Origin of the sequence: Lacticaseibacillus rhamnosus, from assembly GCF_900636965.1 — a bacterium.
Classification (GTDB): Bacteria; Bacillota; Bacilli; order Lactobacillales; family Lactobacillaceae; genus Lacticaseibacillus; species Lacticaseibacillus rhamnosus.
The window spans coordinates 2,536,706-2,552,527 of record NZ_LR134331.1; the positions used below are offsets into that span (position 1 = coordinate 2,536,706).

At 46.5% G+C, this 15,822-nt stretch carries 4 protein-coding genes; 1 reads left to right on the forward strand and 3 read right to left on the reverse strand.

The window, feature by feature from the left end; translation table 11 throughout:
- Positions 1–152: 152 nt before the first annotated feature.
- Both EL173_RS12820 and EL173_RS12825 read right to left on the reverse strand, forming a co-directional pair.
- Complete coding sequence (locus EL173_RS12820; protein ID WP_020752300.1) at positions 153–10,577, reverse strand: SpaA isopeptide-forming pilin-related protein; 10,425 nt, start codon at positions 10,575–10,577, stop codon at positions 153–155.
- Positions 10,547–11,086 (reverse strand): MSCRAMM family protein, encoded by a 540-nt coding sequence (locus EL173_RS12825; RefSeq protein WP_005692088.1) that lies wholly within the window; start codon positions 11,084–11,086, stop codon positions 10,547–10,549. The genes EL173_RS12820 and EL173_RS12825 overlap by 31 nt, the downstream gene beginning before the upstream one ends.
- A 380-nt stretch (positions 11,087–11,466) precedes the next feature.
- On the opposite strand from EL173_RS12825, the gene EL173_RS12830 reads away from it, so the two are divergent.
- Positions 11,467–11,970, forward strand: a complete 504-nt coding sequence (locus EL173_RS12830; RefSeq protein WP_014571596.1) for a peptidase — start codon at positions 11,467–11,469, stop codon at positions 11,968–11,970.
- 177 nt (positions 11,971–12,147) lie between these two features.
- On the opposite strand, the gene rpoC is transcribed toward EL173_RS12830, so the two are convergent.
- Positions 12,148–15,810, reverse strand: a complete 3,663-nt coding sequence (rpoC, locus tag EL173_RS12835) for a DNA-directed RNA polymerase subunit beta' (RefSeq protein WP_014571597.1) — start codon at positions 15,808–15,810, stop codon at positions 12,148–12,150.
- Positions 15,811–15,822 lie beyond the last annotated feature (12 nt).

Below are 15,822 nucleotides of genomic sequence, written 5' to 3' on the forward strand. Positions count from 1 at the left end.
AAAAGCGTATGAACGACAACCTTTTCACGGTTATATTTCTAAATAACCGACTAACTTCAACCATAGCAAAAAAGTTCTGTAAAGCAACCCCGAAAGGCAGCTTCACAGAACTTTTTCGAATCTCTAACCAAACGTAACGACCAACTTAATGATTATAAACGTTTGCGCCGACGTAAAATCACGGTGCTGCCGGCAATGGTCAGAATCAAAATACCTAATAGAACTAAGGTGACAGTATCACGATCGCCAAAGCTGCCAAAGAGCAATCGGCGTGATGGCTGTTCATGACGAACGTTATTACCATGGCTTCCAGAACCGGCAGCTTCAGATCCGGCTTCAGATCCCGATCCAGTTCCAGCTCCACCAGTTCCGTCAGTGCTTGGCAACGTGTGCCGTTTATCCGCAATGACTAATTGCATCGTGTCGCCTGCTTTGACTTCTACAGCAACTGGTTGCGCATAATCAGGGTTAATGCTGTACCCAGCAGGCGCCTTGATTTCAGTTAACCAGTACCTTCCCAGTTTCAGATGGTTGAAGGACGCCAAACCGTTAGCATCGGTCGTGATTTCCTGACGATAACCCTGATCATTGGTCAACCGGAAAACCGCACCGGCTAATGCATGATCGGTATTCGCCGCATCTACCTTTTTGACGACCAATGTATTGACTTGATAATTTGCCACCTGGACCTTGATCGGCTGTTGTTGATTGAGTTTGGCCAATGCAGCGGCCGTTTGTGTCAAATCAGTTTGTTCGACTTTAAAGGTGATCTTATCGGTGTTGAGTTCATATTTCGGTAAGGTCTTCGTTTCTTCAAAGTAGTACGTTCCAATCGGTAAATTAAATGGCAACTTGATTTGGCCATTGCGATCCGTTACCAAATCCTTAGCCAGGACCCGATCGTCACTGCCATAGAGATTAAAGGTAACCCCGCCAAGTTGCTTGTCAAAATTACCATCCGTCTTTTGCAACTGAACGGATCGAGTGAATTCAGGTTCAATGATTGGGTCAAGGCTAATCTTTTGATCGCCCTTGACGTTCACATCGATTCCTTTGGCCAAGTTGTCTGGAATGACATAACCGCGTGGAGCTTGGGTTTCAAGCAGTTGGTACTTACCTTCATATAGATCATGATCACTGAGCGTTACGATTCCGTTTTGGTTGGTAATCGTTGCATGCCAAGACTTACTATGATCGACCGTACCATCTTCACGATAACGATACAGCGTAAACTTAGCACCGATCATTGTCATCTTACCAGGGAAGCGTTGATCACCAGTAGTGTCCGCTTTCTTCGTGATGACAACCTGACCTGCCTTCTCCTGGTTCGTTGCGGTTAACTTCACTTGGGCTTCGTCAGCCTTGATCGTAAAGTCAACGTTCCCAGCAGCCAAGCTCTTTTCCCAAGCTTCTTTCCGAGCGCCACTGGTGTGTTCCTTCTGATCAGTCGCATCGCCTTCGTAATGCTTCGGCGCTTCAGTTTCAACTAGACGATAAGCCCGGTCAGACTTCAGGTCTTCAATGGTGTATTCGCCTGCCTTGAGTGGGGTTTCAAAGCTGCTTGCTGTTCCAAACTTCAACTGGCCGTCATCATTGGTCTTCATGTCAGCCTTCAAGGTCTTGTTGGTTACAGTGTCCACTAGTTTATACGTGGCACCTGGCAACAGATACTTCTTGAGTGTTGCTGCGTCATCCGTCTTCTTGACGCGGTTGTCGTACTTCGTCAAGGTAACCTGATAAGGATCGTCAGCGATTTGCTTATTGACCGTAATCGGTGTTGGCGTGATCGCTGAAGACAGCGTAATTGCATGTACCGTTGGATCTAGTCGATAGCCACTTGGCGCTTTGACTTCAGTTAGCGAGTAAGTGCCCAACAGTAGATCGCCAAATGAGGCAATCCCTTTTTCATCGGTGGTGACGTCGCGACTGTAGCCTGTGCTGTTAGTGAGGCGGAAAGTAGCTCCTGCCAGCGTATGATTCGTGTACTGACGGTCAACTTTCTGAACGTTCAATGTTTTGATCTGATAGTTTGTGACGCCGACCGTTATCGGCTTCTGCTTATTTTGTGCTGCCAAATCAGCTGCTGTTTGCGTTAGATCCGTTTGTTTAACGGTAAACGGATGTTTGTCAGTGTTTGGCCGATATGGCGGCAAGGTTCCAGTCTCTTGGAAGTAATACTGTCCGGCTGGCAGATCAAATGGTAACGTAACTTGGCCATCCTTATTTGTCACTAGATCCTTGGCAAGCTCGGTACCGTCATCCTTGTAAAGTGCATACGTGATTCCCGCAATTGGATTGCCAAAGTCACCATCCGTTTTAGCTAGTTGGGCAGTACGCCGATAAAGTGGCTCTGTGATCGTTGGCAATGTGAGTGTCTGGTCACCAGTGATCGTCACATCTATACCCTTAGCCAAGTCATCAGGAATGACATAGCCAGTTGGTGCTTTGGTTTCAACTAACTGGTACTTGCCTTCGTACAGATCGGCATCGTTAAAAGTGACGGTACCATCGTTACTGGTGATGGTAGTTGTCCAAGTCTTGTCCCGATCAAGAGTGCCATCCTCATCGTACCGGTAAAGCTTAAACTCAGCACCGGTCATCGGCTGTCGATCAGGGAATTTGTCATCTTTGATTGTTTCCGCCTGTTTCTTGATGGCTAGTTGTCCGGGTTTCTTTTGGTTCGTTGCAGTTAACTTCACTTGGGTTTGACTACCTTTGATCGTGAAGTCAACATTTCCGGCAGCTAAACTCTTCTCCCAAGCATCCTTCTGAGCGCCACTAGTATGCTTGGTCTGATCAGTCGCATCACCTTCATAATGCTTCGGCGCTTCAGTTTCAACCAGACGATAGGTGTTGTCGGCTTTTAGGCCTTCAACGGTGTATTCGCCAGCTTTGAGTGGGGTGTCAAAACTGCTTGCCGCTCCAAACTTCAGCTGACCGTCATCGTTAGTCTTCATGTCGGCCTTCAAAGTCTTGTTCGTCACAGTGTCCACTAGTTTATACGTGGCACCTGGTAATAGATACTTCTTAAGTGTCGCTGCATTATCCGTCTTCTTGACACGATTATCGTACTTGGTCAAAGTTACCTGATACGGATCATCAACGATTTGCTTATTGACCGTAATTGGCGTTGGCGTGATCGCTGAGGATAGTGTGATTGCATGTACCGTTGGATCTAGTCGATAACCACTTGGCGCTTTGACTTCAGTTAGCGAGTAACTACCCAACAATAGATCGCCAAATGAGGCAATTCCTTTTTCATCAGTTGTGATATCGCGACTGTAGCCAGTGCTATTGGTGAGGCGGAAAATAGCCCCTGCCAGCGTATGGTCGGTGTACTGACGATCAACTTTCTGAACGTTCAACGTCTTGATCTGATAGTTCGTGACGCTGACCGCAATCGGCTTCTGCTTGTTCTCGGCTGCTAAGGCATTAGCCGTCTGGGTTAGATCCGTTTGCTTAACGGTAAACGGATGCTTATCCGTATTTGGTCGATATGGCCGTAATGTCTTGGTTTCCTTAAAGTAGTACGAGCCTGCTGGTAAATTAAACGGCAAGTTGACTTGGCCTTTTTCGTCTGTAACCAAGTCTTTAGCAAGCTCGGTTCCATCTTCACGATAAAGGGCATAAGTGATCCCAGCAATTGGGTTCCCAAAATTACCGTCAGTCTTGTTCAAGGCGATTGAGCGCCGGAAAACGGATTCCTCAATCGTTGGGAACTTCAGTGTTTGATCGCCAGTAATCTCAACATCCACGCCTTTAGCCAAGTCATCGGGAATGACATAGCCGGTTGGTGCTTTGGTTTCAACTAACTGGTACTTGCCTTCATACAGATCCAAATCCTTGAAAGTAACCGTTCCGTCGTTATTCGTGATAACAGTATGCCATGAACGACTTTGATCAAGCTTGCCATCTTCTTGATAACGATAAAGCTTAAACTCAGCTCCTGTCATCGGCTGACGGTCAGGGAACTTGTCATCCTTGATCGTTTCAGCCTGTTTCTTAATGGCTAGTTGACCCGGCTTCTTCTGGTTGGTTGCAGTTAACTTCACTTGGGTTTCATCAGCCTTGATCGTAAAGTCAACGCTCCCAGCAGCCAGGCTCTTTTCCCAAGCATCCTTCTGAGCGCCGCTGGTGTGTTCCTTCTGATCAGTCGCATCGCCTTCGTAATGCTTCGGCGCTTCGGTTTCAACTAGGCGATAGGCCCGGTCAGGCTTCAGGCCGTCAATGGTGTATTCGCCTGCCTTAAGTGGGGTGTCAAAACTGCTTGCTGCTCCAAACTTCAACTGGCCGTCATCATTGGTCTTCAAGTCAGCCTTCAAAGTCTTGTTGGTTACAGTGTCCACCAATTTATACGTAGCATTCGGCAACAAGTATTTCTTAAGCGTCGCTGCATCATCCGTCTTCTTGACGCGGTTATCGTACTTGGTCAAGGTGACCTGATAAGGATCATCAGCAATTTGCTTATTCACCGTGATCGGCGTTGGTGTAATCGCTGAAGATAACGTAATCGCATGTACTGTTGGATCTAACCGATAACCACTTGGCGCTTTAATTTCAGTTAGTGAGTAATTGCCCAACAGTAGGTCGCCATATGAGGCAATCCCTTTTTCATCGGTGGTGACATCGCGACTGTAGCCTGTGCTGTTAGTGAGGCGGAAGACCGCTCCTGCCAATACATGATCTGAATAGGTGCGATCGACTTTCTGCACGTTCAACGTTTTGATCTGATAGTTCGTGACGCCGACTGTTATCGGCTTCTGCTTGTTTTGTGTTGCCAAATCCGCAGCCGTTTGCGTTAGATCCGTTTGTTTAATGGTAAACGGATGTTTGTCAGTGTTTGGCCGATATGGCGGTAACGTCTTAGTTTCCTTAAAGTAATACGAGCCTGCCGGTAAGTTGAACGGCAAGTTGACTTGGCCTTTTTCGTTTGTGACTAAGTCTTTGGCTAATTCAGTACCGTCTTCACGATAAAGGGCATAAGTGATCCCAGCAATTGGATTGCCAAAATTCCCGTCAGTCTTGTTCAAGGCGATTGAGCGCCGGAAAACTGGTTCCTCAATCGTTGGCAATGTGAGTGTCTGGTCACCAGTGATCGTCACATCTATACCCTTAGCCAAGTCATCAGGAATGACATAGCCAGTTGGTGCTTTGGTTTCAACTAACTGGTACTTGCCTTCGTACAGATCGGCATCGTTAAAAGTGACGGTGCCATCGTTATTGGTGATGGTAGTCGTCCAAGTCTTGTCCCGATCAAGAGTGCCATCCTCATCGTACCGGTAAAGCTTAAACTCAGCACCGGTCATCGGCTGTCGATCAGGGAATTTGTCATCTTTGATCGTTTCCGCCTGCTTCTTGATGGCTAGCTGTCCAGGTTTCTTCTGGTTGGTCGCCGTTACCTTTAGCTGCGTCTGATCCGTCTTAATTGTGAAATTGACACTTCCAGCCCGTAAGCTTGCTTCCCAGCGCTGACGTTCAGCACCGGTTGTCAAGTTTGCTTGATCGCTGGCATCCCCGCGATAGTGCTTTGGTGCTTCAGTTTCAACTAAGCGATAAGCACGATCAGATTGTAAGCCCTCAACCGCATACTCACCAGCTTTGAGTGGCGTGTCAAAACTGCTTGCCGCGCCAAACTTCAGCTGGCCGTCACTGTTAGTCTTCATGCCAGCTTTCAAAGTCTTGTTCTTCACGGTGTCCACAAGTTTATATGTGGCACCCGGCAACAAGTATTTCTTAAGCGTTGCTGCATCATCAGACTTATCAGCGCGATTATCATACTTGGTCAAAGCCACCTGATACGGATCATCCGCGATTTCCTTGGTCACCGTAATTGCGCTTGGGGTTTCACCAGAAGCCAAAGTGATTGGATAAACGGTTGTATCGAGTTTATAACCTGCTGGTGCTTTTACTTCAGTCAATGAATAATGACCCAGCAGCAGGTCGCCAAATGAAGCCAAGCCGTCTTTACCAGTTGTGATGTCACGACTGTAGCCGGCACTGTTAGTCAACCGGAAAGTTGCTCCGGCCAGCATGTGATCCTTATACTGGCTATCAACCTTTTTGACATTAATCGTCTTGACCTGATAGTTTGTGACATCGACAGTGATCGGCTTTTGCTTGTTCTCAGTCGCTAAGGCTGCTGCCGTCTGTGTTTGATCGGTTTGTTTTACGGTAAATGAATGCTTATCAGTATTTGGCCGATATGGTGGCAATGTCTTAGTTTCTTTAAAGTAATACGAGCCTGCCGGTAAATTAAACGGCAAGTTGACTTGGCCCTTTTCGTTGGTGACTAGGTCTTTAGCAAGCTCGGTTCCATTTTCACGATAAAGGGCATAGGTGATCCCAGCAATTGGATTACCAAAATCACCATCAGTCTTGTTCAAAGTGACAGCGCGTCGGAAAACTGGTTCCTCAATGGTTGGGAACTTCAGCGTTTGGTCACCTGTGATCTCAACGTCCACACCTTTAGCCAAATCAGTTGGAATGACATAGCCAGCTGGTGCTTTGGTTTCAATTAATTGATACTTGCCTTCATATAAATCATTGGCGTTAAACGAAACGGTGCCATCGGAATTGGTAACAGTGGCTTGCCACGACTTATCATAGTCAAGCTTGCCATCATCCCCATAGCGATAAAGCTTAAACGCTGCCCCTGTCATCGGCTGACGATCTGGGAAGTGATCATCCTTAATCGTTTCTGCCTGCTTCTTGAGGTCCAACTGTCCCGGTTTCTTTTGATCGTAGGCCGCAACCGTTGCTGTTGGCGTTTCATCGCTAATGGCTGTCGTGACACTGCCGGCATTAAGACTGTCGATCCAAAGTTGCTTATCCGGTCCGCTGGTGACATTGGCCTGATCATGGGCATCACCGCGATAATGTTCCGGTGCTTCGCGTTCAATCAACTTATAATGCCCCGGCTTAAGCCCTTCAAGCACATATTGGCCGGCCTTCAAATCTGGCTTAAAGTCATCATTCGTGTAATTACCTGAAAAACTTGTCGCCGTGCCGACCGTGATCTGACCATCATCGTTAGTCTTCAAGTCTGTCAGTAATTTCTTCTGGGTGTCCGTATCAATCAAATCGTAAGTGGCATTGGCAAGCTGATATTGTTTGCGGTTGGCTTCTGACTGGCCTTCAGCACGGTTATCATACTTGGTCAAAATGATTTGATAAGGTTGATTTTCAACTTCTTGCGTCTGGATCGCGGTGCCACTGTCAGACGTGGTATTCAATCTAATCTTTTGTGGTGCCATTGGTTTGTAACCTGCTGGCGTATTAAGTTCTGTCAGCGTGTAATCACCAAGTGGTAAGCCTTGGAAAGTGGCGGTTGAATTTTGGCTATTCGCATCTAATTTAGTTGTCGCTTCAAACGTGTGGGTACCATCACTGACGCGGAATTTAACGCCAGGGATTGGTGCGCCGCTAACGCTATCTTTCTTTTCGACCACTAAATTGGCCAGTTGGGTAATGGTTTCACCACTGATGCCGGAATCCCATGAAGGTAGGAAACCATTCGTAGTGGCAATTCTGGCATTTTCAGGTACACCGTCACTTGGTTTTTTAGTCGTTTGACTTCCATCCCACGCAACCGCACTTGTGTTGCCAACAGTTCCTGAATTCTTACTACTCGTTGCATAATAAACATTGACCCGATAGTTATTTAACGGATTGCCATCGGTTTGTGTCAAATTACCAAAAGTTCGATGGAAGGTGACCGTGAAGTTATTACCGTCCAAGGCAAGGTCATAATCTTTTCCTTTATCTAAAGTGACTTCATCTGCTGAACCGACTTGTAGCGTCACTTTAAAACTGGTGGCATTGATTTCTGCGCCGCTTCCGTAGGGTTCCAAGGTGTCCGTAATGATTGGATTCACCATTGGTCGGTATTTATCTTGAATATTCTCCAGTTGAACATGCCAATTAAGCACATTCTTCTGCTTGGCATCTTCGCTAACTGTTTTATTAATCGGCGTCCAGTAACTCTGCGCCGATTTAGAGGCAGACGGATTAAACGTTGGAATCGTCGTTGTCGTCTTAGTGTCTGTCACGGTTGCTTGGTTCGTAAAGTTAGGATCGTTATAGTTCCATTGATTAGCACGTTTTGTCTTGAAAACAACCCAAACACGACCGGTGTCGATATTGGGAAAATCGAAATCCAATTGTTGGGTTAGATCTTTATTGTTCTTAAGCCACGTATCAGGTGGATTGGTCGGCAATAAGCTTTGCTGTTTAGCATCATCAGCTGTTAATGCGGTGGATACCCAGCCACTAGTGCCGTAGTATGGATTGGTTTTGATTTCTTTTACATCACCGGAAGTCGTTGGATCACCGGTATTTGATGGATCAACGCCATCTGGTCCCGTGACTTCATAAAACTTGATGGAGTCAGGAATTAGCTCGTAATTAACCCCATCGAATCGCGGCAAAATGTCAGTCAAATGCAAATGACCATATTTAAGGCCTAGCTGATTGACCAACACACCCCAATACTGCGTGTCTGGTGCATCACTCCAGGAATTCTTCAAGGCACCGCTGAAGGAACCTTTTTGTGGCGTTGGTGTTGAACTCCCACCTCCACTTGCGACTTCATCATCACCTGGTGGTAGGTCAAAGAAGAAAAAGGCGCGATTGTTGAGCGCTTTAGCTAAAGCATCGTTATCGTGACCAACTTGCCCCAACTTCAGCATATCCAGCTTTGTATGCGTATAAATGACGATTTGAGAATCGGTTTCGGCATACTTGCCTTTGAGTGTCACGACAAATCCACGAATTCCCTTTTCTTGACCATTAGCATCGATTTGACCGATCTTGTCTTTATCGTTGTATTGTTTGACAGCAGTCTGAACATCGCCATCGTTAGTACTCATGGTATAGTCGGTTTCCGGTTTCAGTAAGGTTCGATTCCCATCTGGATCCTGTGCGTAAACTAAAATACCGTCATTTGCACCATCGTCATCATCTTTAGTCACATACTCCCCAGAGATAGTATTGATATTGGCGGCAGTCGGATCAGTATCTAGTTTGTCGACCCCATCCGGGAATAAATCAAATATCTTTCCATCGCGCATATTACGGAACGTTCGATTAGCATTAATCCGCCATGTCATTTGCCCAAGATATGCATCAATCTTGCCACTAACTTTTTGGATTGCGCTTGGCAATCTAACGGGATAAGTGGCATGTGTGTAATGATTTCTTTGATCATTGACAATATTGGATATGTCACTGCCGTTTTCCGGTGTATTTTTTAGCTTCGTTTGATATTGAATTCGAAATGATGCATTGTCAGGTAAGTCGCCGCCACCCAGATAAGTTAAAGTAAACTCACCGTTACCTTTATCCGTTAATTTGAAATATTTTGCAATATCATCTTTCGAAACAGTGGGATTTGCATTTTGGTCGAACGTAACCTGAAAGACTTTCAAAGATTGGGTATCAAGCGACTGATTATCGTCTTTTTCAATCTTGGGCTGACCATGATCATCGGTTCCATTCACCTGTTTACCAAAACGATCGGTTAAAGTAGCTCCAGCCTTCATCGTGTCCATGCTAAAGTCCCAATCAATCTGCCAGTTCATTGCCCGAAAGTTGTTGGTAATATCGCCGGATTTGGTGATCGCCACGCCTGAATTACGCATCGTGGCGCTCTTGTAACCATACCCGTTATTTGTTTGCGAACCGGTCAGAAAACGATACCCTTCAACTAACGCGCTGCCCATTTTACCGGTATCGTCCAAAGAACGATCAATACTTGCCGTGTAATCTACTTGATAGCCAGTGGACTTTTTAAATCCGCCTGTCAAATAAATCTTAACGGTACGTTTGTCATCGGATAAGACCGCGTGATAATCTCGCCCTGCTACCAGCGATTTTGTGGCTTCGGTAAAGTCACCTAACACATTCACGGGTGCAGATGAAACCTTAATTTTCGCCAAATCGCTATCACTAAAAGTCAGTGATTTCGGATAGGTTTCACCGCTGCCTTGTGCGGTCAAGGTCAGTTCCATGTCCGCGTTTTTAGATCGCTTAGCTGGATCACTGTCCCATTTAGTCGGATCGGTCTTACTAGTTTCAGCGCCATTTAAATTAAACTTAGCACTACCTTCAATACCAGTCGGGTTGAAACTTTGCGGTGTTGCCTTAGGGTCAGCTACCTCCACAGGCTCCGCATTCGATTTGAAGCTGATTGGGATCTTGGTATCGTGATCTTTCGTGTGAAATACCAGTGTCTGGTCCAGTGAGTCATTGGCTGTGAGCTGCTTAAAGTTGGTGGTGATGTTCACCTTCCAAGAGCCAAAGCTAACAGCCTTCAATAGTTTGATGGTCAACTGAGCAGTGGTGTGGTCAAAACTGTATTCAGCTACGTCCCCATCAAACACACCGCTACCATCTTGGGCAAAGTCAATCTGGTTTTTTGGCAGCGTCGTTGTAAATGAAGCGCCTGCTGGAAACGGCGTACTTGTTTCCGGTATTATAAATGTCATCTCCAGCTTGACTGTACTCTGCTGCTCAATCTCTGTACCTAATGGTTGCCCATTGCCGTCTTTTAAAACAACATTAGTGAAAATATTGGGCAATTTAACATCATCGTTTGTCTCTGCTGCTGCGCTTGCATGAGTGCCCGGAGTTGCCGCCTTTGCTGACGACGAAGCTGAACGCTCACTGTTACTGGCAATCGTGGCAGATGCACGGCTCTTAAACAGTAACGTGGTTTGCTCAGAAGCTGCGACGCTAAAGTTTTTCGTCTGTTCAATGGCTGTATAACCTGCGACAGACTGTGTTTCCGTGGCAGATAGTTTCCGACTGGCAAGTTCGAGATGGTTGCTTGCCCGTCTTGACTGATACTGCTAGTTGCCACAACTTGATGGGATTCATTGCGAATCTCATACTTAGCCCCATTTAACGGTGAGCCTTGTTCATCTTGGTTCTTAATCGTGAGTGCACCAGTCACTGCTTGTGTCGGGTTCTCGGCTGCAAGGGTCAGTGCTGGTGAAAGCAGTTGCACGATCATGCCTAGGATCACGGTAAAATAAACCCCAACCTTAAACATGAAGTGCCATGTTTTCTTGACACCTAGCTCCTCCATGATTTTCCTCTTCCTCCTCCTAGAAGATTTGTCTGGCCCTTCCCCATGAGGCCATTAAGTTATAAATTATGCATGTATTAATTAACCTTAAGCTCACCATTATTGTATAACACTTTTTATAATATTGAAGCGTTTATATGAAATACTCATCAAATATATATTTTCCCAAAATAATATTTTGGTTAACCGTGGCCTTTTTTCTCCCACGATTTAGCCTGAAAAGTTTTTAAAAATGCAGGTTTTAAGAGAAATACATTTGTCATTTTACTTACTTTTTGTTACGAAAGCGTTGTCGATATTGCTAAATCGATCATATTGCATCGTTATCAAGCGCCATCCATTTTTTAGCGAAATTTATTCTATGAAGTGAGGTGGTGGCTTTGATTCTAACTTTATTTTTACTAACCGTGATCAGCGTAACAAAGCGTTTAACTAGCATTAATCAGTCAGTTCATTGTGTTTTGGCGATTCTTTTAGGGATAAGCAGTACGACCTGGTTACCTTTTTTCCTCAGTATCGGTTTGCTTATGTTTAGCATTGCTGATTGGCATGAACGCAGCGTTTCACTCATCAATTTTTGTGGCTGGTGGTTTGGTATCATTGTGGTTTTTCCCTGCAATTTGTTTAATTTAATGATGTTAGGTTCCATGGTTGGCGGGTTAGCACTGATGTCGCACGGTTTAGGCAGTGCTGATGTTTTACTGATTGCATTATTAGGTGGCGTTCTGCAATTAGAAGCTGCCTTGGTCATCACGTTAATTGCTTGTATCAGCGCTGGCGGTCACTGGTTCATTACCCGTTTAGAGACGTTACCGATGATTAGTCATATAGCGATCGGTTACGGTTGCTTTAGTTTGGCAGCTAATTGCCTTGGCATTTTTTGATCGTGGTCATTTGTGTACAAGTCAAAACGTATGCCTTGGCACAGAGATTGGTATGTAAGCAGCTCGTGACCGTTCCAGCTCGCGTGCATATAAAAAAGCGGCGCAAGTATCTTTTTCAAGATACTTACGCCGCTTCTTTTGTGGCCAGATGCTTCAGTTTGACCACCGACAAGGCGATTACTGTTTATCAGTGTCGCTTTGCTGGTTGTCTTTTTCCTTCATCTGCTTTTCGATGTCTGAAATCGAATAAACACTGTCGGAAACTGTACCGACACTCTTAGGTTCCTCGTGACGATAGGTGGCCATCCCGGTACCAGCCGGAATGATCTTCCCGATGATGACATTTTCTTTCAGACCAACCAGTGGATCGTTCTTGCCGCGAATGGATGCATCGGTTAAGACACGCGTGGTTTCTTGGAAGGAAGCAGCTGATAAGAAGCTGTTAGTTTCCAGAGAAGCCTTGGTAATCCCCAGCAAGACCGGACGACCCGTTGCCGGGATCCCGCCACTGATGATTGCTTGCGTGTTCTTTTCCTTGAAGTCCGCAATGTCGAGCAAGGTGCCTGGCAGAATATTCGTGTCGCCCGGATCCATGACGCGGATCTTACGTAACATTTGCCGTACCATTACTTCGACGTGCTTATCACCGATGTCAACCCCTTGCATACGGTAAACTTTCTGAACTTCAGAAAGCAGGTAGTTTTCGGTTGCCATCACATCGCGCACCTTGATCAATTGCTTAGGATCAATTGAACCACCAGTTAAGCGTTCGCCACGGTTAATGTGATCTCCTTCTGCAACGGCCACACTAGAAGCATATGGCACGCTGTAAGTCCGGGTATCGGTGTCACCTTTGACGGTAATTTCACGCGTATGCTCGGCTGGGTTTTCATCAATTGCCGTTACTTCACCAGTAACTTCAGTGATAACCGCTTCACCTTTAGGGTTCCGTGCTTCAAAGATTTCCTGAACACGAGGCAGCCCTTGCGTGATATCTTCGCCACCAGCAACACCACCGGTATGGAAGTTACGCATGGTCAGCTGGGTACCTGGTTCACCGATTGACTGTGCCGCCACGGTCCCGACAGCTTCACCGACTTCAACCTGTTCGCCGGTTGCCATGTTACGACCATAGCACTTCTGGCAAACACCATGCTTCGTGTTGCAGGTAAAGACCGAACGAATGGTAACGGCTTCAACACCAGCATCCACAATCTTCTGAGCCATGTCTTCATCCATAAGCGTATTGCGTTTAACCAGCACATCGCCAGTCTTTGGATCAAGAACGTCTTTCATCGTGAACCGGCCAACCAAACGATCATACAGCGGTTCAATCATTTCGTTACCTTCACGAATTGCACGAACAACCAACCCACGATCAGTACCGCAGTCTTCTTCGCGAACAATGACGTCTTGGGCAACATCAACCAAACGACGGGTCAGGTAACCTGAGTCAGCCGTCTTCAGCGCCGTATCGGTCATCCCTTTACGTGCACCGTGAGTTGACATGAACATTTCCATAACGGTTAGACCTTCACGGAAGTTCGAGATAACAGGAACTTCCATCATCCCTCCGTTAGGCGCAGCCATCAGACCACGCATACCGGCAAGCTGAGTAAAGTTTGAGATGTTACCACGAGCACCGGAATCGGACATCATGGAAATTGGGTTGTTCGGGTCAAAAGAATCAACCAGTTTTTGCTGAATTTCATCTTTAGCGTCGTTCCAGATCTGAATGACCCGGTCATGCCGTTCATCGTCAGTAATTAAACCACGACGGAACTGCTTAGAAACCGTTGCAACCTTCTTATGGGCTGCCGCCACAATCTCTGGCTTTTCCTTCAAGTTCGTAATGTCGGCAATCCCAACCGTCAAACCGGAATTCGTTGACTGAGTATAGCCGAGTGTCTTCATGTCATCCAGCAAGTCACTGGTCCGCTGAACTTTATAAACCTTGAAGACTTGGGCAATGATGTCAGACAGGAATCCTTTCTTGAATGGATCGATCAAAGGTGCATCTTCAAGATAAGCATGGATGTCTTCACCTTTGTCTATGAAGTATTTATCCGGCACACCATTGACGATGTTGTCCTGAGTCGGTTCGTTCAAATACGGGAAGTCTTTTGGCATGATCTCGTTAAAGATCGCCTTGCCGACACTCGTCACCATAATCTTTTGTTTCTGCTCATCAGTAAACGGTTTGTCCGTAAAGGAGTTCGCCGCAATCCCGACACGACTGTGCAGATGAACATAGCCATTTTGCAACGCCATCAACACTTCATTGGTATCCTTGAAGATCATGCCTTCGCCTTCGCGGCCCTTCTGCTCCATGGTCAGGTAGTAGTTACCTAACACAACGTCTTGAGAAGGGGTAACGATTGGCTTGCCGTCTTTAGGTGCCAAAATGTGGTGCGCTGCCAGCATCAGCATGCGCGCTTCTGCCATTGCTTCATCAGATAGCGGTACGTGAATCGCCATCTGGTCACCATCAAAGTCAGCGTTATAAGCTTCGCAGACCAGTGGGTGCAAGCGAATGGACTTACCATCAACCAAGACAGGTTCAAATGCCTGAATACCCAGTCGATGCAAAGTAGGCGCACGGTTCAAAAGGACTGGCCGTTCCTTAATCACATCTTCGAGGACATCCCAGACATCATCATCTTGGCGATCAATCTTCCGGCGAGCATTTTTAATATTGCTTGCCATATCGCGCTTAACCAGTTCGCGCATGACAAATGGCTTAAAGAGTTCCAAGGCCATTTCACGCGGAACACCACACTGATAAAACTTCAACCATGGGCCAACATCAATAACCGAACGGCCAGAGTAATCGACACGCTTACCTAACAGGTTTTGACGGAATCGGCCTTGCTTCCCTTTCAACATGTGGGACAAGGACTTCAGCGGGCGGTTACCAGGTCCGGTAACCGGACGTCCGCGCCGACCGTTATCGATCAAGGCATCGACGGCTTCCTGCAGCATGCGCTTTTCGTTTTGCACGATAATACTTGGTGCATTGAGATCAAGCAGACGCTTCAGACGGTTGTTACGGTTGATGACCCGGCGATACAAGTCGTTTAGATCAGAGGTCGCAAACCGGCCTCCTTCAAGCTGAACCATTGGCCGCAAATCCGGTGGAATAACAGGAATCGTGTCCATAACCATCCATGCCGGATCATTACCGGACTCCTTGAACGCATCCAAAATGTCCAGACGGCGAATCGCACGGGTCCGTTTTTGACCCTGAGCTGATTTCAGGTCTTCTTTTAATTCAGCGACTTCTTTTTCGAGATCAACATCCTGCAACAATTCCTTGATGGCTTCAGCACCCATTTTGGCATTGAAGGTCTGTCCATATTCTTCCCGCTTTTCGCGATATTCGCGTTCGGTTAGCAGCTGCTTTTTCTCCATTGGCGTATCGCCTGGATCAATCACAACATAGGAAGCAAAATAGATGATTTCTTCAAGTGAACGTGGCGACATGTCGAGTACCAGACCCATCCGGCTAGGAATTCCCTTGAAGTACCAGATGTGCGTCACCGGTGCAGCTAATTCGATATGACCCATCCGTTCGCGCCGAACCTTGGACCGGGTGACTTCAACGCCGCAGCGATCACAAACGATTCCCTTATAGCGGATTCGCTTGTACTTACCACAGGCACATTCCCAGTCTTTGGTCGGTCCGAAGATACGTTCATCGAATAAGCCGTCCCGCTCAGGCTTTAGGGTCCGATAGTTGATCGTTTCGGGCTTTTTGACTTCCCCATAAGACCAGCTGCGGATCTTGTCCGGCGAGGCTAAGCCGATTTGCATACTTTCAAACTTATTGACATCAATCAAAGGGCTAACCTC